We start from the raw sequence: 20,408 nt of genomic DNA, 5'->3' as shown, positions 1-20,408 counted from the left end.
TCAGAACTTGAAATTCGACATTTTGAACATGATCAGATTGCCCAGCATCAGCCAGCTGACCGAGCCGCCGATCATGTACCATGTCTTCGGCACGCCCCAGACGTCGCTGTAATATCCCGGCATCATGGCCATGATGGCGGTGAACAGCAGCGCCGGTACGGCCGTCAAAATGTAGGCCGAGAGGCGCCCTTCCGTCGAAATGGCGCGCACCTTGCGTCGCAGCTTGCCGCGTTCGCGGATCGTCGTCGACAACCCATCAAGGATCTCGCGCAGATTGCCGCCCGAACTGGTCTGGATCGACACGGCGGTGATGAACAGCGGCAGATCCTCGTGGCCGACCCGGTCGAACAGTGCATTCAGCGCCGTGACTAGGTCGGAACCATAAGTGACTTCGTCGGCAATGACGCCGAATTCCGTGCCGATCGGATCGGGCATCTCGCGCGACACCATGGCGATGGCCACCGGCACCGGATGACCGGCCTTGAGACCGCGCGTGATCAGCTCCAGCGCTTCCGGCAGCTGCATGCCGAAACGCTTCAGCCGGCGCTTGCGCATGGAGCGCATCGTAATGACCGGCAGCAACGGCACCAGCACGACGAACAGGATGAGCCCCATCAGCAGCGGCAGCCCGCGCCAGATCGCGGCCAGGGCAACGGCCGTCGCCACACCGCAGGTGATCGTCAGGAATTTCGAAAGCGGCATCACCATGCCCGACTGCGTGCGCAGGGCACGGAACCGGTCGGGCGAAAACAGCGACGTTCCCGCGTCGAGACCGCGCTCCTTGCGCAGCTGGATCAGCACCTGCTCCTGGCTGATCTTGTTTTCCTGCAGTTTCATGCGCCGGTTGATGGCGGTGCGCTTGTCGCTGCGTCCGGCATAGAGCAGGTAGATCGCCTCGGCCACCATGATGCCGGTCAGTGCGGCTCCGGCATAGACGACATATATCGCGCTGAACCCGTCGAACACGCCGGCTACTCCTGCGGCCGGCCGGGTTCGAAATAACGTCCGGGAAAGTCGATGCCCATGGCGCGCAGGTCTTCCAGGAAACGCGGCCGAATGCCGGTCGCCTCGTAGTAGCCAAGGATCTTGCCATCGGCCTCCATGCCGGTACGCACGAAGCGGAAGATCTCCTGCATCTGGATGACATCGCCTTCCATGCCGGTCACCTCGGCGACGCTCGTCACCTTGCGCTTGCCGTCGGAAAGTCGGGTCAGCTGGACGATGATGTCGATGGCGCTGGCGATCTGGCTGCGGATCGACTGCACCGTCATCGGCATGCCGGTCATGCCCAGCATCTGCTCGAGGCGCGAAATGCAGTCGCGCGGCGTATTGGCGTGAATGGTCGCCATCGAGCCTTCGTGGCCGGTGTTCATGGCCTGCAGCATGTCGAAGGCTTCCTCGCCGCGGCACTCGCCGAGGATGACGCGGTCGGGACGCATGCGCAGCGCGTTCTTGACCAGGTCGCGCTGTTTGAGCTCGCCATGGCCTTCGATGTTGGCGGGACGCGTCTCCATGCGTGCGACATGCGGCTGCTGCAATTGAAGTTCCGCTGCGTCCTCGATGGTGATCAGTCGCTCGTCTTCGGGAATGAACGCCGACAGCGCGTTGAGCATCGTCGTCTTGCCTGTGCCGGTGCCGCCCGAAATGATCGTCGTCTTGCGGGCGTGGACGGCCGCGGCCAGCACTTCGGCCATGTTCTGTGTGATGGCGCCGAATTCGACGAGCCTGTGCAGGCCAAGCTTGTTCTTGGAGAACTTGCGGATCGACACCAGCGGGCCGTCGACGGCCACCGGGCGGATGGCTGCGTTGAACCGCGAGCCGTCCAGCATGCGAGCGTCGACCATCGGTTGCGATTCATCGACGCGGCGGCCGACGGCGGCCACGATCTTGTTGACGATTCTGAGCAGATGCGCCTCGTCCTTGAACGGGATATGGACCTGCTGCAGCTTGCCTTTCTTTTCGACGAAGCAGTTCTGATGGCCGTTGATCAGGATATCGTTGATTTCGGGATCCTTGAGCAGCGGCTCGAGCGGGCCGAGGCCGACCATCTCGTCGACGATGTCGTCAACCAGCGCGTCGAGTTCGGCGGTGTTGATCGCCATCCGCTCCTGGCGGGTCTTTTCCGATACGAAATCGTGCACTTGCCGGCGCATCTCCTCCTTGGGCAAGCGCTCCAACGCGACGAGATTGATCTCCTCGAGCAGCATCCGGTGGATGCGCACGCGGGCATCGAGCACCTTGTTGGCATTCTTTGCCGGCGCCGCCTCCGCCTTCGTCGGCAAAGCCTTCCGGCTGGTCGGGATGACGACTGCATGATGCGCGACCGGCGTCGATTCAGCCGGGCGCGGACGCGCGTCACGGTTCTGCAGGGTGGAAAAACGGCTGGTCATCCAGCTTTCCTTTTCAAGAGGCCCCTGCCGAAGCCGAACAGCGACTTCGACTTGCTCGCGGTTGCCACCGCCTCTTCCGGAAGAATGATCTTCTTCAGGTCGTTGACGACATTGGCGTTGGGATCGATCTCGTGCAGCGGCACGCCGCGGTCGACCGCCTCGCGCACCAGCCGGTAGTTGTTGGCGATGCCGCCGACAAAATGCTCGCCAAGGATTTCCTGGACGTCCGCCTGCTTGATGCCGTTGTCGAACATCTTCTGCTCGAAACGGTTGACGATCACGTTCGGCTTCACTTCCTTGCCGGCGGTCTCGTAGACGGCCTGGATCAGCCGCTGCGTATGGCGCAGGCACGGCACCGTCATTTCGGCCACGATGTAAAGCTTGTTGGAACCGAGCAGCACAGTTTCCGTCCACGGAAACCAGGTGCGCGGCATGTCGATGACGACATTGTCGAAATAGGCCGAAACGAGGTCCAGCATGCGCACCACGACATCGGTCTTGAATGACCGCATTTCGGACGGATGTGTCGGCGCCGCCAGCACACACAGTCCGCTGGCGTGCTTGGACAGCATCACATCGAGCAGTTGCCGGTCGAGGCGCTCAGGCTGGTTCTCGATTTCGGTGATGTCGAAACGCGGCTCGAGATCGAGATATTCGGCGCAGGCACCTTGCTGGAAATTGAGGTCGACCACGCAGGTCGAGGCGCCGCGCGTCACCGAATGATGCAGCTGGAACGCGGTCTGCAGTGCCAGTGTCGTGGTTCCGACGCCGCCGGCGGCGGGCATGAAGGTATAGATCTGCGACTCGGTGTTTTCCTCGCGCCCGGGTCCCTGCAGAGCCCGCACGACCGAACGCACGAGGTCTGCGGTGGTGATCGGCTTGACCAGGAAATCGGCGACCTTGAGCTGCACCAGGATGCGCACGGCCGCGGCGTTGAACTCCTGGGTGACCACGACCACCGGTGCCTTGCCCTCGAGCCGGCGCATGACGCGCTGCAGGGACTCGATCTCCTCGAGTTTCGCTGCATCCATGTCGACGATGACAACGCCGAACTCGGCCTCCTGGACCTCGCCGCGCAGCTCGGTGACGTTCTTCTCCACCGTCATGAGCTGGATGATCTCGGAGGCGGCGAAGGCCGTCTTCGTGTCCTGCGCGAAGGTCCGGTCTGTCGATACGAGCAGGATTTTCTTGGTGCTGTTTGCCATTCTCGCCGCCTGTGAGGTCGATCGCCGTCTGGATCAGTTGTCGGTGGTCGTTTGCGCTGCCTTGGCACCGGCCGCCTGATCGGGCGTGACGGGTCCGGCACTGCCGCGCTTGGCAGGCACGAGAAGTCTCGTGTTCTGTACGCCGTACTTCCACGGGTCGACCATCTGCATGACGGTGTTGGCGGCCTGCGCCTCGCCGGCGCCGGACGTCACCCCTTCGCTGCGCACGTAGTCGTCGCTGGTGCAGCCGCTTGCCAGGCCGGCAAGAAGCAGGCCGATGCACGATCTCAGGATCAGACGCATGGCTCAGTCCTTCGGCAGGTCGAGGAAATGACCGACTTTGGTGGCAGGAGCGGCCCGTGCGGCACTGCCGTCGGCCAGCGCCAGCGCGCGGCCCGTATCCGGCGCCTTCACCTCCTCGGTGTTGTTGAGGAAATAGTCGACATTGCTGGCTGGCTGCGTGCCATCGGTCGGCTCAGCCATTTTCTTCGACGGATCGACCGGCTTGACCAGATAGGGCGTGACGATGATGACCAGGTCGGTCTCGCGCCGCTGATAGGATTTCGACGAAAACAGCGCTCCAAGCACCGGCATCTTGCCAAGGCCGGGAATGCGAGACGTGGTGATGTCGTTCTGGGACTGCAAAAGCCCGGCGATCATGAAGCTCTGGCCGTTCTTCAGGTCGACCGAGGTCTTGGCGCGGCGCACGATGAAGCCGGGCACGGAAATGTTGCCGATATTGTAGGACGCCGACGCATCGATCGAGGAGACTTCCGGCGCGATGTCGAGGCTGACCAACCCGTCCTTGAGTACGGTCGGCTTGAAATCCAGGCTAACGCCATATTTCTTGTAGCTGACCGAAATCTTGCCGTTGTCCTCCGAAACCGGGATCGGAAATTCGCCGCCGGCCAGGAAGCTCGCTGTCTCCCCTGAACGCGCGATCAGGTTCGGCTCAGCCAGCCGACGGGCAAGGCCGCGCTCTTCCAGCGCCTTAATGGCAATGTCGATCGAGACGCCGTTCGACAGCAGTCGGCCGATGATCTCGCCGGTCCCCGCCGCTGGGACCGTGCCCGGATCCAGTGAAATGTCGCGACCGCCGAAGCCGTAGGCGAAATTGGCGCTGTATTTCGCGCCCAGGTCCTGCCCTGCCTGGCGGTTGATCTCGACGAACCGGACATTGAGCTGAACCTGCTGCGACGAAGAGATATTGACCGAGTTGATCACTTCCTCATTGCCGGAAAAGCGGCTGGCGATCTTGCTTGCCTTATCCGCTGCAACCGCGTCATCCGCCTCACCCGACAGCACGACACGGCCGTTGGCCGAGCCGACCTTGATCTTGGCGTCCGGCACACTGGCACGGATAGTGTTCGCCAATTGGTCGGTGTCGAGCGTCACCTCGATGTCCACGGTGCCGACGAGCTGCTTGTTCTGGTCGAACAGCGCAATGCCGGTGGTGCCGAGATTGTTGCCCAGCACATAGAAGGATTTGTCGGTCAGCGGGTTGACGTTGGCGATCTCCGGATCACCGATGACGATCTGGTAGAAGGCCGCGCTCGTCATGATCGTCTTGGGCTTGCCCTTGGCAACCTTGATCGACGCATTCTTGGTCGACGAGACATAGACGATGTCGTTGTCCGCCTTCGCCGCTCCGGGCAAGGCAAGCACGCCGCTCGCAGCCAGGGTAAACGCCATCGCCAGGGCGCGCACCAAGCGCGACCGAGCCTTCATTCGATATAGGGTACGCATCAACATTGTCCCGTCCCGCCCGGTCCCCACCGGTCTTTACTTCTGGTCCCGCGTTGGAACCTGATATTCCTCGGCCTGCGTGCCGCGCGTCACGATGATCGTCTTGAATTTAGGCTTCTCCGGCTCCTTCGCTATGGCATCGAACAAGGAGCCGGCCACGGCCTGCGTCTTGGAAGCGACGGATCCGCCGAAGGAAGAGATGGTGGTGACGCCGTTCTTGCCATCGCCGCCTTCGCTGGCGGAGCGAAGCGACAGCGACAGCGTTCCGACGGTGCGGGCAAGCGCCACTTTCTGCGCGCCGTCGCTCGTCACCTCGAGGGTCACGGAATTGGCCACCTGCGGCGTCGTCTGGCGCTCGTCGGCGCCCTGCCCGACGCTGAGCACCTTGGCGTCGGCAACGACGATCTCCGAGGTGATGGTCGAACCGGCAGCCCCTTGCGCGTTCTTGGCGACTTCCTGGATTTCGCCGGCATCGCGCGTCAGCACGACATCGACCCGGTCGCCCGGCGTCACGAAGCCACCGACGCCGGCGATCTCGTCGGTGCGGATGGTGACCGCCCGCATTCCGGGCGTCAGCATGTTGGACAGCGTCGCGCGGCCGTTCGGTCCCGACAGCTTGGCGAGCAGCACCGGCTCGTTGATCTCGATCGGCGACAGCGCGACCCGGCCGCCTTCGCCGAGCAATCCATCGATGGTGGCAAAGGCGCCCTGCGGAAGGGAATCCTGCGGCCACGGGATTTCGCTGAGCTTGGCGCGGTCGAGCTCCATGCCGTAGCGCAACGGCGCGTTCGCCACCACGATGGTCTTGAACTCGATCCTGGGCGCGGCCGGAGCGGCGATCGAGGCCGTTTTCTCCTGGGCATCGGCCTTCGCTTGGCTCTTGACCCAGAAATCCGCGGCAAAGATCGAGATCGCGCCGAAAACGGCGGCGATGCCGATCATCGTTATGGCCTTGCCCCTCACGCCGAAAACCCCTGATGCCCGCCGTTTCTTGTTATGTTGGGCTCACGCTAGGCGGCATTGTTAAAGAATCAGGAATATTGCGCGGCGGCATTTGACCTATTTCCGCCCGCTTGGTTATCGAATGGTTTTAGGGTAAGAGCAGTTAAATCCCCGAACGTAACAGGAACCTCCGTCGCTTGGCGCTGAAAAGCGTGGCAGTATCGACGGGTGATTCGCAGCTTGGACTCTATGGCAGGCATGGACGACAACAACGATCTTTTCGGCAATCTGGAAAAACAGCCGCAGCCGGTTCGCACGCCGGCGCGCCCGGCGGATCCGCTGGTACAGGCGGCCGCCAGGCGTCCAGCCGCAACCAAGGATGGCAGCGAGGGCTACAGCGCCGCCGACATCGAGGTGCTTGAGGGCCTTGAGCCGGTGCGCCGCCGGCCAGGCATGTATATTGGCGGCACCGACGACAAGGCGATGCACCATCTGTTCGCCGAGGTCATCGACAATTCGATGGACGAAGCGGTTGCCGGCCACGCCACCTTCATCGATGTCGAACTCTCCGCCGACGGCCATCTCACGGTCACCGACAATGGCCGCGGCATTCCGGTCGACATGCACCCAAAATTCAAGAAGCCGGCGCTCGAAGTCATCATGACGACGCTGCATTCGGGCGGCAAGTTCGACTCCAAGGTCTACGAGACATCAGGCGGCCTGCACGGCGTTGGCGTCTCCGTCGTCAACGCCCTGTCGGATCATCTTGAGGTCGAGGTGGCACGTGGGCGCCAGCTCTATCGCCAGCGCTTTTCGCGCGGCGTCCCGGTGACCGGACTGGAGCAGCTCGGCGAAGTCCACAACCGGCGCGGCACAAAAATCCGCTTCCATCCCGACGAGCAGATTTTCGGCAAGGGCGCGGCCTTCGAGCCGGCGCGTCTCTACCGCATGACGCGTTCGAAGGCGTACCTGTTTGGCGGCGTCGAGATCCGCTGGACCTGCGATCCCTCCCTCATCAAGGAAAAGGATCAGACACCGGCCAAGGCGGAATTCCATTTCCCAGGCGGCCTCAAGGATTATCTGAAGGCGTCGCTCGGCGACGATTTCCAGGTGACGCGCGAAATCTTCGCCGGCAAGAGCGACAAGCAAGGCGGCCATGGCTCGCTCGAATGGGCGGTCACCTGGTTCGGTGGCGACGGCTTCATCAATTCCTACTGCAACACCATCCCGACCGGTGAAGGCGGCACCCACGAAGCCGGCTTCCGAAACGTGCTGACGCGCGGTCTGCGCGCCTATGCCGACCTCGTCGGCAACAAGCGCGCCTCGATCGTCACCTCGGAAGACGTCATGATTTCGGCCGCCGGCATGCTGTCGGTGTTCATCCGCGAGCCGGAATTCGTCGGCCAGACCAAGGACAGGCTGGCGACGATCGAAGCGATACGCATCGTCGAGACCGCGATCCGCGACCCATTCGACCATTGGCTGGCCGACAATCCGCAGGAAGCCTCGAAGCTGCTCGACTGGGTGATCGCGCGCGCCGACGAACGGGTGCGCCGCCGCCAGGAAAAGGAAGTGTCGCGCAAGAGCGCGGTGCGCAAGCTGCGCTTGCCGGGCAAGCTCGCCGACTGCACGCAGAACGCGGCGGCGGGTGCCGAACTCTTCATCGTCGAAGGCGATTCCGCCGGCGGCTCGGCCAAGCAGGCGCGCGATCGTGCCAGCCAGGCCGTCTTGCCGCTGCGCGGAAAAATCCTCAACGTCGCCAGCGCCGGCAATGACAAGCTGGCCGCCAACCAGCAGATATCGGACCTGATCCAGGCGCTCGGCTGCGGCACACGGTCAAAATACCGTGACGAGGATTTGCGCTACGACCGCGTCATCATCATGACCGACGCCGACGTCGACGGCGCACACATCGCTTCGCTGCTGATCACCTTCTTCTACCAGGAGATGCCGGCGCTGGTGCGCGGCGGCCATCTCTATCTGGCGGTGCCGCCGCTTTACTCGATCAGGCAAGGCGGCAAGGTCGCCTATGCCCGCGACGACGCCCACAAGGACGAGCTTCTGCGCACCGAATTCACCGGGCGCGGCAAGGTCGAGCTTGGCCGCTTCAAGGGCCTGGGCGAAATGATGGCCGCGCAGCTCAAGGAAACCACCATGGATCCAAGGAAGCGCACCTTGCTCAGGGTCGATGTGAACGAAGTCGATTCCGCCACCAAGGACAGGGTCGACGAGCTGATGGGCACCAAACCCGAAGCCCGCTTCCGCTTCATCCAGGAACGCGCCGAATTCGCCGAGACGGAAGTGCTGGATATCTAGCCGCTGGCGCGTTTAGCTTGCGTTCCTGACATGGAGACCAGCATGTGACCTGGGCGCGGCTGAAAACCTATTTCGAGACGAGCCTGGCCGGGCTGACGCAACCGACACGCTCGGACTGGATTTTCGCGCTGCGCACCGTTTCGGCCGGCATGATCGCATTGCTGGCCGCTTACGCGCTGAAGCTCGACCATCCGCAATGGGCGATGATGACGGTGTTCATCGTCGCCCAGCCGGTTGCCGGCATGGTGCTGGCGAAAGGCTTCTACCGCCTGCTCGGCACGCTGGCCGGCGGTGTCGCGGCAATCGGCATCACCACGGCATTCGGCACCGGCCCCTGGATTCTGGTGACGGTGCTTGCTGTCTGGATTGGCATTTGCACCTTCGTCTCGTCGCTGCTGCGCAATCCCGAAGCCTATGGCGCGGCTCTTGCAGGCTACACCGCAATGATCATCGGCCTGCCCGCTTTCGGACAACCGCATCTGGTCGTAGACCTCGCGGTCGCGCGTTGTGCCGAGATCGTGCTCGGCATCGTCTGCGCCGGCCTGACCAGCCGACTGATCCTGCCAAAACTGGCCAGCGACGCCATCGTCTCGCGGCTGAAACGCTGCATTCTCGACCTCGCCACCTATGCCGGCGGTGCGTTTTCAGGCGGCGACCGGGCAACGCTGATCGGCCTGCACCGGAAGCTTGTCGCCGATACCCAGACGCTTGGCGAGATGCGCGCCTATGCCAGGCTCGAAGCGCCGAGCTTCGCGCCGCGCGCGCATCCGGTGCGGCGCACCATCGGACAACTGCTTTCGGCACTTTCGGCGGCGCGCGCGCTCTATTCGCATGCCGCTCCCAAAAACGCCGCCCTCATCCCGGTGCGCTCGGAACTGCAGGCCCTTGTCAGCGAACTGGCAGCCAAGCCGGGAGCGCTGGACGATACCTCATCCTGGGTGGCGCGGCTCGACGCGATCTCGATCAGGGCCAGGCAAATGCCCGACGCCTCGATCGAGCCGGGTGAGGACAGGGTCGGCACCATTACCCGCCTTACCATAGCGGCCGATTTCGCCGAGGCGCTGAAACAGGTGCTGCGTGGCCTCGATGCCTTGCGCGCGCCGGTCACGCGCCGTCCAGGTCCCGGCAGCCAGCAGCCGGCCCTGGTGGTGCATCGCGACTATCCCGGTGCTGCGCGCAACGCCATCCGCGCGGCCGTTGCCACGCTGCTGGTGGCGGCTTTCTGGCTGACGACGAAGTGGTCGGAGGCGGCCGGCACCGTCATCCTCGTTGCCGTCGTGTCGAGCCTGTTTGCCGCTCGCCCCGACCCCGTGCAAGTATCCTGGGGATTCTTCAAGGGAACGCTGCTCGCTTTGCCTTTTGCCTTTCTCGTCGGGCAGGTTGCGCTCCCTGCTCTGCCCGGCTTCGGCTGGTTCATGCTGTTCGTCGTGCCGATCATGGTGCCGGCGGCACTCGCCATGGCCAATCCGCGCCATGTCGGCGTGGCGACGGCCTTCGCCATCAATTTTCTGGCCTTTCTCAGCCCACATCAGGCGATGACCTACGATCCCGGCCCCTTCTTCGCCGGCTCGGCATCCATCCTGGTCGGCATCCTCTTGGCCATCGGCGTCTTCATCGTGGTATTGCCGGCCGATCCATGGCTCGCGGCCGACCGCATCGTGCGGGCCATGCGGGAGGATCTGGCGCGGCTTTGCCTGCATGAGCGCGTGCCGAGGCGCTCAGCCTTCGAGAGCCTCGCTTACGACCGGGTCAATCAGTTGATGCCGCTGGTGCAGAATTCCGGCAGGAAGGGCGAGGCGGTGCTGGGCGGCGGCGTCGCTTCCGTCACGGTCGGCCTGGAAATCCTGCGGCTGCGCACGGCCAGCCAAAACCATGCCCTCCCATCGGAAACGACGCTTTCAATCGCCACCTTCCTGAGGGGACTGGCGCGCGAGCTGCTTTTCCGAGCCCCTGGGGATCCGCAAACAGCGACCATTGCCGTCGCCCGGCAGTATGCGGCAGGCATCGCCCAGCGAAACGCCACCGGCGACATGCTGCAGATCGCGGCGTCCCTGCGCATCATCGCCGCGGCGATGGAAGATTTCCCGGATTTCTTCGCGAGGGAGAAAACCTAGGCAGCGGCGATCGCCAGTGCATGGCCGCGTGCGTTCTCACGCAGGGCGTCTAGGTGGATCGATTTGATCAATGCGGCAAGATCGCCTTCGGCGGATTGCCCGCCCAATTCCTTGAGCATCAGCCAACTGACTTCCTGCACGCCGGCGACGCGCTTGCCGTTGGCGACCTCGCGCCAGATCTTCAGGGCGCGCAGGATGACGGCATGCGTGGCGGCAGCCATGCCGGCACTGCGGAACAGCGCCTGCAGGGCCACGTCGTGCCCGCCGGCCAGCAGCGCCCTCACCCGTGGTTCGGATTGCTGGCTGAGCGCCACCAGCGCCGAGCCGAAGAAATCGACCTTGCCGTGCGCGATGGTGCGGATCAGGAAGCTCGCGGTCAGATCGCCGCGCAGCCTGAGATGCTCGATCAGCGCGGCGTGCTCTTCTTGGCGCGTGCCCTCGATCAGCGTCACCGAGGCCTTGACGCAAGCATCGCGCATGACCCGGTCGGCACGCGCGGCTCCCATCAATGCCATGACCAGCGGCGATGTCTTCAATGTCTCGCCGAGCTTGACGAGCAGCATATGCCGGCAATCGGCAGGCAGCCTGATATCCGATATCAGCGCCTCGCGCACCAGAGGCAGATGCCCGTGGCGTTCCGCCATGCGCCGGAAGCTGAGTGACGCGATGTCGGCGCCGCTATTGGCCAAAAGCACGGCGCATGCCTCCGCCTCCCCGACCTCGGCGATGGCCGCCGAAAGCGCCATCGAGACGGAAGGCCGGTCGGCGATCAGCTTCTGCGTTGCCTTCTGGCTCGCCGCCACGCGATTGATCAGGTCGGCGTCGGTGAGCAGCGGCGAGCGCGCCAGCACGACCCCGGCGACCTCCGGCTGGTCAGCGGCAAGCGCACTGATGATCTGCAACGGTGCGTGATGGCTCATCGAGAACGCTTCCGCCATCGCCAGCCGCACTTTCGACGAGGCGTCGTCGAGCAGCAGCGTCAGCGCGGCCTCGGCGGCGCAGCGATCCTCGAACGGCAATTCGCAATTCACATAGGCTCGGGCCAGCGCATGAGCGGCGGCGGCGCGCTCCGAAACCCTGGCCGTGTAGATCCATTTCAGGAAATGCGAAACAACTACCATGCCCGTCTGCTTACGCCCCATGCCGGAAGGTTTCCGGCCCCGTGAGAAGGGTAGGCAGAAATGGTTTACGAACGGTTCACCATGTTCATTAACTGGCTTGCGAGCGCCTGAAGCAGCGCCTATCAACCGTCAGACAGCGCAGGAGGCGGAAGATGGCCGGGCTATATCTGGAGGAGTTTGTTGTCGGCCATGTCTTCCGGCACACGCTGCGCAAGACTGTCACCGAGAGCGACAACATGCTGTTTTCGGTGATGACGCTGAACCCGCAGCCGCTGCATATCGACTTCGATTTCGCCGCTAGGAGCGAATGGGGCAAGCCGCTGGTCAACTCGCTGTTCACGCTCGGCCTGATGATCGGCATTTCGGTCAACGACATCACGGTCGGCACGACGGTTGCCAATCTCGGCATGAAGGAAACCGTGTTTCCTCACCCGGTCTTCCATGGCGACACCATCCGCGTCGAAACATCTGTCGTCTCGGTGCGCGAATCCAGGTCGAAGCCCGACCGCGGCATCGTCGAATTCGAGCACCGCGCCTACAACCAGCATGGCGATCTGGTCGCCAAATGCATCAGGCAAGCGATGATGCTGAAGAAGGCAGACTGATGCGCTCGCTGCTATTCGTTCCAGGCGATTCCGAACGGAAGCTGGAAAAGGGATTTGGCGCCGGCGCCGACGTGGTTATCGTCGATCTCGAGGACTCCGTGGCGCCGCAGAACAAGGCGCGGGCGCGCGAGATCGCGGCGCGCTTTATCCTCGAACGCAGGGGGCAAACCAACTCGGCGCTTTATGTCAGGGTCAACGACCTCTCGACCGGAATGACGGACGATGATCTTGCCAAGCTCGTTCCGGCAAGACCGGACGGCATCATGCTGCCTAAATCGAACAGCGGCCAGGATGTGCAGCAGCTCGCGGCCAAGCTCAGGGTTTGGGAAGCCGAAAACGGCCTGCCCGACGGGTCGATAAAAATCCTGCCGATCATCACCGAAACTCCGGCGGGCGTGCTCGCCGCCGCCACCTATGCGGGGACAAGCGCACGGCTCGCCGGTCTCACCTGGGGCGCGGAAGACCTTTCGGCCGCGATCGGTGCACGCTCTGCCCGCGACGAGCACGGCCGCTACACCGATCTCTTCCGTCACGCCCGCCTGACGACCATTCTCGCGGCCGGAGCCGCGGAAGTCGCCGCGATCGACACCGTATTTCCTGGCTTTCGCGACATGGTGGCCTTCGCCGCGGAATGTGCCGACGCCGAGCGTGACGGTTTCATCGGCAAAATGGCGATCCACCCCGATCAGGTGCCCGTCATCAACACCGCCTTCACGCCCTCTGCCGAGGCGGTGAGACAATCGGCGGCTATCGTGGCGGCCTTCGAGGCGGCCGGAAATCCGGGCGTCGTCGGCATCGACGGCAAGATGTTCGACCGTCCGCATCTGCGGCTGGCCGAACGCCTTCTGGCCCGCGCGAAAGCGGCCGGGATATCCGCCTGACGGCTACTCCTTGCCCCAGCGTGGCCGCCGCATCGAAAAGACGTCGTCGACGCTGGCGTAATCCATATAACCGAGACGCGCGACATTGCCGGCCTTGGTGATGTCGAACAGGCCGTCTTTCAGGAAAGCATCGTCGATGTGAACGCCGATCACCTCACCGGCGACGACAAAGGCACTCGTCGGTGATCCGTCCAGCGCCTTCGGGCGAAACACTTCCGTCACCCGGCATTCGAGCGCCGCTGGTGCAGCCGCCACGCGCGGCGGCTTGACGAGACGCGAGGGCGCCATGGCGAGATCGGCATAGATGAACTCGTTGACGCCACGCGGTGCGTCGACGGATGTGTAGTTCATCTTGTCCGCAAGATCGCGGCTGACCAGATTGGCGACGAACTCGCCGGTTTCCTGGGCAAACGAGGCGCTGTCCTTCTCACCCTCCGAGGAAAACCAGACAATGAAAGGTCGCGTCGAAAAGGCGTTGAAGAAGGAGTATGGCGCCAGATTGACCTCGCCGGCCTGGTTCAGCGTCGATATCCAGCCGATCGGGCGCGGCGCGACGATCGCCTTCGAAGGATCGTGCGGCAGGCCATGCCCCTTGGACGGCTCGTAGAACATTCAGCCCGCCCAAGGTCCGGCATAATCGGTGTAGAGCTTGGCCGGATCAGGCCGTGGCCGCTCCGGCGCCGGACCGGCGTAGGAGCCGATATGGATGAACCCGACGACGCGCTCCTGCGGCGCCAGTCCGAGAATCGCCCTGCCCTCCGGCACGTCGGAATACCAGTTGCTGATCATGTTCGTGCCATAGCCCAGCGCAGTGGCCGCGATCATCAGGTTCATCGCCGCCATGCCTCCGGACAGGAACATCTCCCATTGCGGGATTTTTGGGTTCTCCCTCGGAATAGATACGACACCGATCACCAGCGGCGCGCGCGAGAACCGCGCCAGTTCCTGGTTGCGACGGCCTTCCGGCAACGGCCCCTCGCGCTGTTCGGCCAAGGCCGCTAGTTTTTTGCCGATCTCGATGCGGGCTTCGCCGCGATAAAGGATGAAGCGCCAGGGTTCGAGCCGTCCATGGTCGGGCACGCGTGTGGCGGCGGTGATCATCGTGGCGATATCGGCGTCGCTGGGCGCCGGTTCCCTGAGGTCGGGTATCGGTGCTGAATTTCGGGTCAATAGAAAGTCGATGATCGGCGACGCCATGGGCGCAAGTCTCCTGAAACACTCTGTTTTGAGCTGAAGCGCACCATCGGGAATTCGGGCGGCTCGGGCAAAGGCGCGCAAACGCCGGGCTGAAGAGTCCCGGATCGGACTCTTAAGCCTTGAAATTGCCACCGCCATGGGCTTCAACGCAAGGCATGTTTGAGGGGCGACTGCGTCTTTTCCTGGTTCGGCTCTGCGCCACGCTATTCCTGCTGCCGGTCTCCATGGCTGTCGCGCAGGAAAAGGACGGCGTCGGCGACCTGAAACTTCCCGGAATTTCGAGCTATGCAACGCCGAAGAGCGAGACCCCGCTGGCGCTTGGCGGCGGTGGCGCCATCACGCTCTCGGCCCAGTTGACCGACAAGGGCACCGACATCACCCGTGGACTCGTCTGGCGTGTCTTCAAGCCCGAAGCGGTGAACGGCAAATTGCCGATGGTCGCCTCCTCCCATGGCGGCAGCGCCGTCTTCCAGCTCGAGCCCGGCAGTTACCTGGTCCACGCTTCCTATGGCCGCGCCGGCGCCACCAAGCGCATCACCGTCGGCAAGGAAGCCAAGCGAGAAAGCCTCGTGCTCGATGCCGGCGGCCTGAAGCTGGACGCGGTTCTGTCCGGCGGCGTGCGCATACCGCCGAAGAAACTGCGCTTTTCGATCTATGAGGGCACCGCCGAGGCCAATGGCGACCGCGCGCTGATCATTCCCGATGTCGAACCCAACAGCGTCGTGCGGCTCAATGCCGGCATCTATCATGTCGTCTCGACTTACGGCGCGGTCAACGCCGTCATCCGATCCGACATCCGCGTCGAGGCGGGCAAGCTGACGGAAGCCACCGTCGAGCATCACGCCGCTGAAATCACCATGAAGCTGGTACGCGAGACGGGCGGCGAAGCGATTGCCGACACCTCGTGGTCGCTGCTCAACGAATCCGGCGATCCGATCAAGGAAACCGTCGGCGCCTTCGCCTCGATGGTGCTGGCCGAAGGCGACTACACCATCATCGCCAAGAACCGCGACCGCATCTACCAGAAGGATTTCACGGTCGTTGGCGGGCAGAACCAGGAAATCGAGGTTCTCGCCACCGAAGCAGCGGCGATGGATCCCGAGGAAGGCGCCGATTAGCCTTCAGGCGGCGAGCTTGGTTCGCGCCGGGAGGAACGGAATGCGACGGCGCGGCAGGCTCGGCGCCAGATCGAATACACCGCGATAGAGACGGTCGAGCAACGTTTTGCGGTCGCGCAGCGGCTCCAGTTCGCTCCAGCTCAGCACGTTGCCGACGCGCACGTCGATCGCCCTGCCGGACAGCCGCGCGAATTCACGAATGAGCAGCGAGGTGCGCAAGGTCAGCGAGGCCTTGCCGACGAATTTGGCCACCCGCCCGTCGCGCTCGGCCATGTTCATCGGCCCACTGACCAGATGGAAAAGCCTGCCGTTCTGGCCGGAGAAATGCATCGGGATGACCGATGCCTTGGCCTCCTGGACGAGACGGGCCGGAAACATCTTCCACGGCAGGTCGCGCGCGCGGCCAAAACCCTTGGGCGCAGTGGCCACGCCGCCGGCCGGAAACACCACGATGGTGACACCTTCCCTGAGCAGCCGGACCGCCTCATGGCGCACCGCCATGTTGTTCTTCACCGCGTCCTTGGTCTCGGAAAAGTCGATCGGCAGCGAATAGGGCTCCATCTCGCGGATCCTGAGCAGGTCCTTGTGGATCATCACCCGGAAAGGCCGGCCGAGTTGCTCTGCCAGCGACAGAACGGCAATGCCGTCGCCGATGCCGAAGGGATGGTTGGCGACGATCACCAGTGGCGTGTCGGGCAATTGCGCGGGCGGCCATTGGTCGGGAATTCGCACGCCCACGTCGATGAGGTCCAGCATGCGGCTGAACACACGCTCGCCCGTCGGCACCACCTGGCGGCGCCAGAAATCATAAAGCGCGGCAAAGCGATCGCGGCCCGACAGGCCTTCGACCGAATGGATGAACCAGCGCGCCAGCGCCGGCTGGTGCGGATTGGCGTAGGAAAGCTCTGGGAACGGTCGTTCGCGCGATTTCAGCTTGAGCATAGGGGCTCGTTACAACGTTGCCGTGACAGGGATATGAAAATGGCGGTGGATCGCTCCACCGCCATTCGATCGAAAAACACTCCGATTCAAGCAGCGCGCTTGCGTCGGCGATCAGGCGTGATCGATTCTTCGGTCAGCCGTTCGATTGCTTCGGCAAGACCAAGCGATTCCTGATCGCGCGAGCCGAGCCGGCGGATGTTGACCGTCTGCTCCTCCGCCTCGCGCTTGCCGCAGACGAGGATGACCGGCACCTTGGCCAGGCTGTGCTCACGGACCTTGTAGTTGATCTTCTCGTTGCGCAGATCGGCTTCCGCCAACAGCCCGGCGGCCTTCAGCTTTGCCACGACCTCGGTCGCATAGCTGTCGGCGTCTGACGTGATCGTCGCCACCACCACCTGCAGCGGCGCGAACCATAGCGGGAAGTGGCCGGAATAGTTCTCGATCAGGATGCCGAGGAAACGCTCCATCGAACCGCAGATGGCGCGGTGCACCATGACCGGCTGCTTCTTCTCCGAATCCGAGCCGATGTAGAAGGCGCCAAAACGCTCCGGCAGGTTGAAGTCGACCTGCGTCGTCCCGCATTGCCATTCGCGGCCGATGGCATCCTTCAACACATATTCGAACTTCGGCCCGTAGAAGGCGCCCTCACCCGGATTGATCGAGGTCTTGATGCGGTTGCCGGACCTTGTCCTGATCGTCTCCAGCACGCCGCCCATGATCGCCTCGGCATGATCCCAGGCCTCGTCCGTGCCGACACGCTTTTCGGGCCGTGTCGACAGTTTGACGCTGATTTCGTCGAAACCGAAATCGGCATAGGTCGACAGGATCAGGTCGTTGATGCGCAGGCACTCGGAAGCCAGCTGTTCCTCGGTGCAGAAGATGTGCGCATCGTCTTGCGTGAAGCCGCGCACGCGCATCAGCCCGTGCAGCGCGCCCGACGGCTCGTAACGATGCACATTACCGAACTCCGCCAGCTTCACCGGCAGATCGCGATAGGATTTCAGCCCATGCTTGAAAATCTGCACGTGGCCCGGGCAGTTCATCGGCTTCAGCGCAAAGATGCGGTCATCGTCGGTTTCATCGCCGGCGACCGTCACCTTGAACATGGCGTCGCGATACCAGCCCCAGTGGCCTGACGTCTCCCACAGGCTCTTGTCGAGCACCTGCGGGGCGTTGACCTCCTGGTAGCCCTGCTCGTCGAGCCGGCGCCGCATGTAGTTGACCAGGTTCTGGAACATCTTCCAGCCCTTGGCGTGCCAGAAGACCACGCCCGGCCCCTCTTCCTGGAAATGGAAAAGGTCCATTTCGCGGCCGAGCTTGCGGTGGTCGCGCTTCTCGGCCTCTTCCAGCATCGTTTGGTAGGCTTCGAGCTGCGCCTGGTCGGCCCAGGCCGTGCCGTAGATGCGCGTCAGCATCGGATTGTTGGAATCGCCGCGCCAATAGGCGCCGGCCACCTTCATCAGCTTGAAGGCGTTGCCGATCTGGCCGGTCGAGGCCATGTGCGGACCGCGGCAGAGATCGAACCAGTCGCCCTGCGCATAGATCTTGAGATCCTGGTCCTCGGGAATGGCATCGATCAGTTCGAGCTTGTAGCGCTCGCCCTTGTCGGCAAAGACCTTTTTTGCCTTGTCGCGCGACCAGACCTCCTTGGTGAACGGCTTGTTGCGCGCGATGATCTCGCGCATTTTCTTCTCGATCACCGGGAAATCGTCTGGGGTGAACGGCTCGTTGCGGGCAAAGTCGTAATAGAATCCGTTCTCGATCACTGGTCCGATGGTCACCTGCGTTCCCGGCCACAGCTCCTGCACGGCCTCCGCCAGCACGTGCGCGGTGTCGTGGCGGATAAGCTCAAGAGCGCGCGCATCGTCGCGGGTGATGACCTCGACCTTGCCGGACTTGCCGAGCGGGTCGCTGAGGTCGCGCACGGTGCCGTCAATGGCGTAGGCGACGGCCTTCTTGGCCAGCGACTTCGAGATCGATTCGGCGAGACCCGCACCGGTCATCGCCGCATCGTAGTCGCGGACGGAGCCATCGGGAAATGTCAGGGAAACGGAATTCAGCATATGTATCTCCTATCCAGTCCCGCAAACGAGCGCGGGTGGTAAATGCAGATCATCAGCGGTTCGGGGCTGCGACCTGCCAGGGTGCCGGATGCGTCCGGCGGCGGCAGTCTTTTATGAGCAGATGCCGCCGCCGTAAAGCCCGGCTCACTTAATCAGCTCTGGCAGGTCCTTCAGGAACGCGGCCCGTGTCGCCAACCCCTTCGGCATGTCGGTGCGTTTCGTATCGACGACGAGCCGGGCGAACACGATCTGGCGGCCGTCTTTCCCAGCCCAGCCGACAAACCATCCGAGCGAGCGCTTGTCCTTGCCGCCCGCGCCCAGCCTGGTCGTGCCGGTCTTGCCCTGAACGGCCCAGTCCCCAGCCTTGAAGTTCGGCATGATGGCGCGTGTCATTTCATGCGCCCTGGCCGACACCGGCATTGTGCCGGCGAGCAGTTGCCGCAGGAAGGCAACCTGTTCGACTGGCGTGATCTTAAGCGAGGAGTTGACCCAGGAATGGGTGAGCCCGTCATCCTTGCCAGGATTGCCGGAAACGTCACCATTGCCATAGTTGAACTTCGATACGTAGCCGGCAAATTTCTGAGTTCCGAGCTTGCGGGTGATCTCGCGCGAGAACCAGATGATGGAATCGCGTTCCCAGATCGTCGGATCGACGATTTTCTGGTCGCGTTTCACCGCGTTGAACTCAGGCTTGTAGTCCCATGCCGGGGTATGTTCATCGGCAAGGATGCCTGCGTCGTAGCCGATCAGCGCAAGCGGCACCTTGAACGTCGAGGCCGGGCTGAAGCGCTGGTCGCAGGTACCGTCCTGGTAAAGCGTCTTGCCGCTCTGGGCATCGGCGATCAGCGTGCACTGCACATCCGCTAGCGGCGCGGACTGCGCGCGCATCGGAAATCCCAGCAGCCAGGCGAGCAGGAACAGGACACCAGCCATGATAAAGGGAAGACGATCGACATTGCGCATTTTCTGCTCGCTCCAGAAGGGGGTTCGCGAGCGGGCTTAGCGAGGTCTCTTGTCTCGATTTTGTCTCAAATGCGCAGTTGTTGTGCAAGCTTGCGTTAACCCTACCGGAGCGTAAACAGCGCGGCGCGACCAGCCACCCTAGCTCTGCGCTTCGCCGCGCTTGCGACCAATCCGCCAGTACCGCCATGGCATGAACCAGACGTAGCGGGATGCCAGCGCCTGCGGCACGAGATCGACGCCGTGCGTGCCGAACGGACCGCAGCGCAGCACGCGGAACAACCCCATCCAGCCGCCGGCCCAAAGGCCATGGCGGGCGATCGCCTCATGCGCGTATTCCGAACAGGTCGGCAGATGGCGGCAGGAATTGCCGACAAAGCCGGACAGCGTCAGCTGGTAAAACCGCACGAGCGAGGTGCCGAGCAAGCGGCCCGGCGTCTTGCGCCAGGGGCCGGGCCAGTTGCGGCCGCGCCTCGACGCTCCGGCTGTATGCGCATGCCTGTGCTGGTCGCCCACTGCGATCTCCGCGTTTTCCAGCTGATAGATGTGCGCTTGCACCGGAGAACGCAATCCCGATCGCCGTGCGGTCACGGGCGGGAACGGCGAAATGGCCGTCGGTCGGCTGGCGGCGCCCACCGGCCAGGATGAGGCTATTTTTCGTGATGCCTTGTAGCGCGTCTTTCGTGGCGCCATTGGAACGTCGCGATCCGTATGACGTCGCCAAGGATCTCAAGCAACTGCATCATGGCGGCATCTCCTTGAAGACGATTAGACCGCCGCTGGCCTTCGCCTTCAAACGAGTATAATT

The 20,408-nt window shown here is 63.3% G+C and carries 18 protein-coding genes; 5 read left to right on the top strand and 13 right to left on the bottom strand.

The features are described from left to right. From MESAU_RS18655 to cpaB, 6 genes are read right to left on the bottom strand one after another with little or no spacing between them, the layout of a single operon-like run. A complete protein-coding gene (locus MESAU_RS18655; protein WP_015317597.1) occupies positions 1-966 on the bottom strand; it encodes a type II secretion system F family protein in 966 nt (321 codons plus the stop codon). Between the two features lie 5 nt (positions 967-971). Continuing rightward, positions 972-2,390: a TadA family conjugal transfer-associated ATPase gene (locus tag MESAU_RS18650; protein ID WP_015317596.1), complete on the bottom strand. Its 1,419-nt coding sequence runs from the start codon at positions 2,388-2,390 to the stop codon at positions 972-974. Further along, a complete protein-coding gene (locus tag MESAU_RS18645; RefSeq protein WP_015317595.1) occupies positions 2,387-3,595 on the bottom strand; it encodes a CpaE/TadZ family protein in 1,209 nt (402 codons plus the stop codon). Before MESAU_RS18645 ends, MESAU_RS18650 begins: the two co-directional genes overlap by 4 nt. Before the next feature lie 33 nt (positions 3,596-3,628). Next, positions 3,629-3,898, bottom strand: a complete 270-nt coding sequence (locus tag MESAU_RS18640) for a hypothetical protein (RefSeq protein ID WP_015317594.1) — start codon at positions 3,896-3,898, stop codon at positions 3,629-3,631. Between the two features lie 3 nt (positions 3,899-3,901). Next, a complete protein-coding gene (locus tag MESAU_RS18635; RefSeq protein ID WP_015317593.1) occupies positions 3,902-5,347 on the bottom strand; it encodes a type II and III secretion system protein family protein in 1,446 nt (481 codons plus the stop codon). A gap of 30 nt (positions 5,348-5,377) precedes the next feature. Continuing rightward, positions 5,378-6,304, bottom strand: a complete 927-nt coding sequence (cpaB, locus tag MESAU_RS18630) for a Flp pilus assembly protein CpaB (protein ID WP_245262879.1) — start codon at positions 6,302-6,304, stop codon at positions 5,378-5,380. 237 nt (positions 6,305-6,541) lie between these two features. Here cpaB and parE point away from each other — a divergent pair, with 237 nt between their 5' ends. Next, a complete protein-coding gene (parE, locus tag MESAU_RS18625; protein WP_015317591.1) occupies positions 6,542-8,599 on the top strand; it encodes a DNA topoisomerase IV subunit B in 2,058 nt (685 codons plus the stop codon). A gap of 44 nt (positions 8,600-8,643) precedes the next feature. Next, positions 8,644-10,713, top strand: a complete 2,070-nt coding sequence (locus tag MESAU_RS18620; protein WP_015317590.1) for an FUSC family protein — start codon at positions 8,644-8,646, stop codon at positions 10,711-10,713. Here the strand turns inward: MESAU_RS18620 and MESAU_RS18615 are convergent. After that, positions 10,710-11,834, bottom strand: a complete 1,125-nt coding sequence (locus tag MESAU_RS18615) for a DUF2336 domain-containing protein (protein WP_041163439.1) — start codon at positions 11,832-11,834, stop codon at positions 10,710-10,712. The genes MESAU_RS18620 and MESAU_RS18615 overlap by 4 nt on opposite strands. A gap of 107 nt (positions 11,835-11,941) precedes the next feature. On the opposite strand from MESAU_RS18615, the gene MESAU_RS18610 reads away from it, so the two are divergent. Continuing rightward, on the top strand, positions 11,942-12,439 hold the full coding sequence (locus tag MESAU_RS18610; RefSeq protein ID WP_483414063.1) for a MaoC family dehydratase: 498 nt from the start codon (positions 11,942-11,944) through the stop codon (positions 12,437-12,439). After that, positions 12,439-13,320, top strand: a complete 882-nt coding sequence (locus MESAU_RS18605) for an HpcH/HpaI aldolase/citrate lyase family protein (RefSeq protein ID WP_015317587.1) — start codon at positions 12,439-12,441, stop codon at positions 13,318-13,320. The genes MESAU_RS18610 and MESAU_RS18605 overlap by 1 nt, the downstream gene beginning before the upstream one ends. Positions 13,321-13,323: 3 nt before the next feature. Here the strand turns inward: MESAU_RS18605 and MESAU_RS18600 are convergent, their stop codons facing one another. Next, on the bottom strand, positions 13,324-13,932 hold the full coding sequence (locus tag MESAU_RS18600; RefSeq protein WP_015317586.1) for a flavin reductase family protein: 609 nt from the start codon (positions 13,930-13,932) through the stop codon (positions 13,324-13,326). Next, complete coding sequence (locus MESAU_RS18595; protein WP_015317585.1) at positions 13,933-14,517, bottom strand: nitroreductase family protein; 585 nt, start codon at positions 14,515-14,517, stop codon at positions 13,933-13,935. It lies immediately after the preceding gene. Between the two features lie 155 nt (positions 14,518-14,672). On the opposite strand from MESAU_RS18595, the gene MESAU_RS18590 reads away from it, so the two are divergent. Next, positions 14,673-15,635: a hypothetical protein gene (locus tag MESAU_RS18590; protein WP_015317584.1), complete on the top strand. Its 963-nt coding sequence runs from the start codon at positions 14,673-14,675 to the stop codon at positions 15,633-15,635. A gap of 3 nt (positions 15,636-15,638) precedes the next feature. Here the strand turns inward: MESAU_RS18590 and MESAU_RS18585 are convergent, their stop codons facing one another. The 4 genes from MESAU_RS18585 to yidD all read right to left on the bottom strand — a co-directional run bounded on the left by MESAU_RS18585 (position 15,639) and on the right by yidD (position 20,116). Further along, on the bottom strand, positions 15,639-16,577 hold the full coding sequence (locus MESAU_RS18585) for a lysophospholipid acyltransferase family protein (protein WP_015317583.1): 939 nt from the start codon (positions 16,575-16,577) through the stop codon (positions 15,639-15,641). A gap of 86 nt (positions 16,578-16,663) precedes the next feature. After that, positions 16,664-18,640, bottom strand: coding sequence for a threonine--tRNA ligase (gene thrS, locus MESAU_RS18580; RefSeq protein WP_015317582.1), 1,977 nt, complete (start codon positions 18,638-18,640; stop codon positions 16,664-16,666). A gap of 144 nt (positions 18,641-18,784) precedes the next feature. After that, positions 18,785-19,603 (bottom strand): class D beta-lactamase, encoded by an 819-nt coding sequence (gene blaOXA / locus MESAU_RS18575; protein ID WP_015317581.1) that lies wholly within the window; start codon positions 19,601-19,603, stop codon positions 18,785-18,787. A 138-nt stretch (positions 19,604-19,741) separates the two neighbouring features. Further along, positions 19,742-20,116 carry a membrane protein insertion efficiency factor YidD gene (gene yidD / locus MESAU_RS18570; RefSeq protein ID WP_041163824.1) on the bottom strand — a complete coding sequence of 125 codons (375 nt, stop codon included), beginning with the start codon at positions 20,114-20,116 and terminating at the stop codon, positions 19,742-19,744. Positions 20,117-20,408: the final 292 nt, after the last annotated feature.

Origin of the sequence: Mesorhizobium australicum WSM2073, assembly GCF_000230995.2 — a bacterium.
Classification (GTDB): Bacteria; Pseudomonadota; Alphaproteobacteria; order Rhizobiales; family Rhizobiaceae; genus Mesorhizobium; species Mesorhizobium australicum.
The sequence above is the reverse complement of the archived record's forward strand: the minus strand, read 5'-3'. Positions and strand labels throughout refer to the sequence as shown.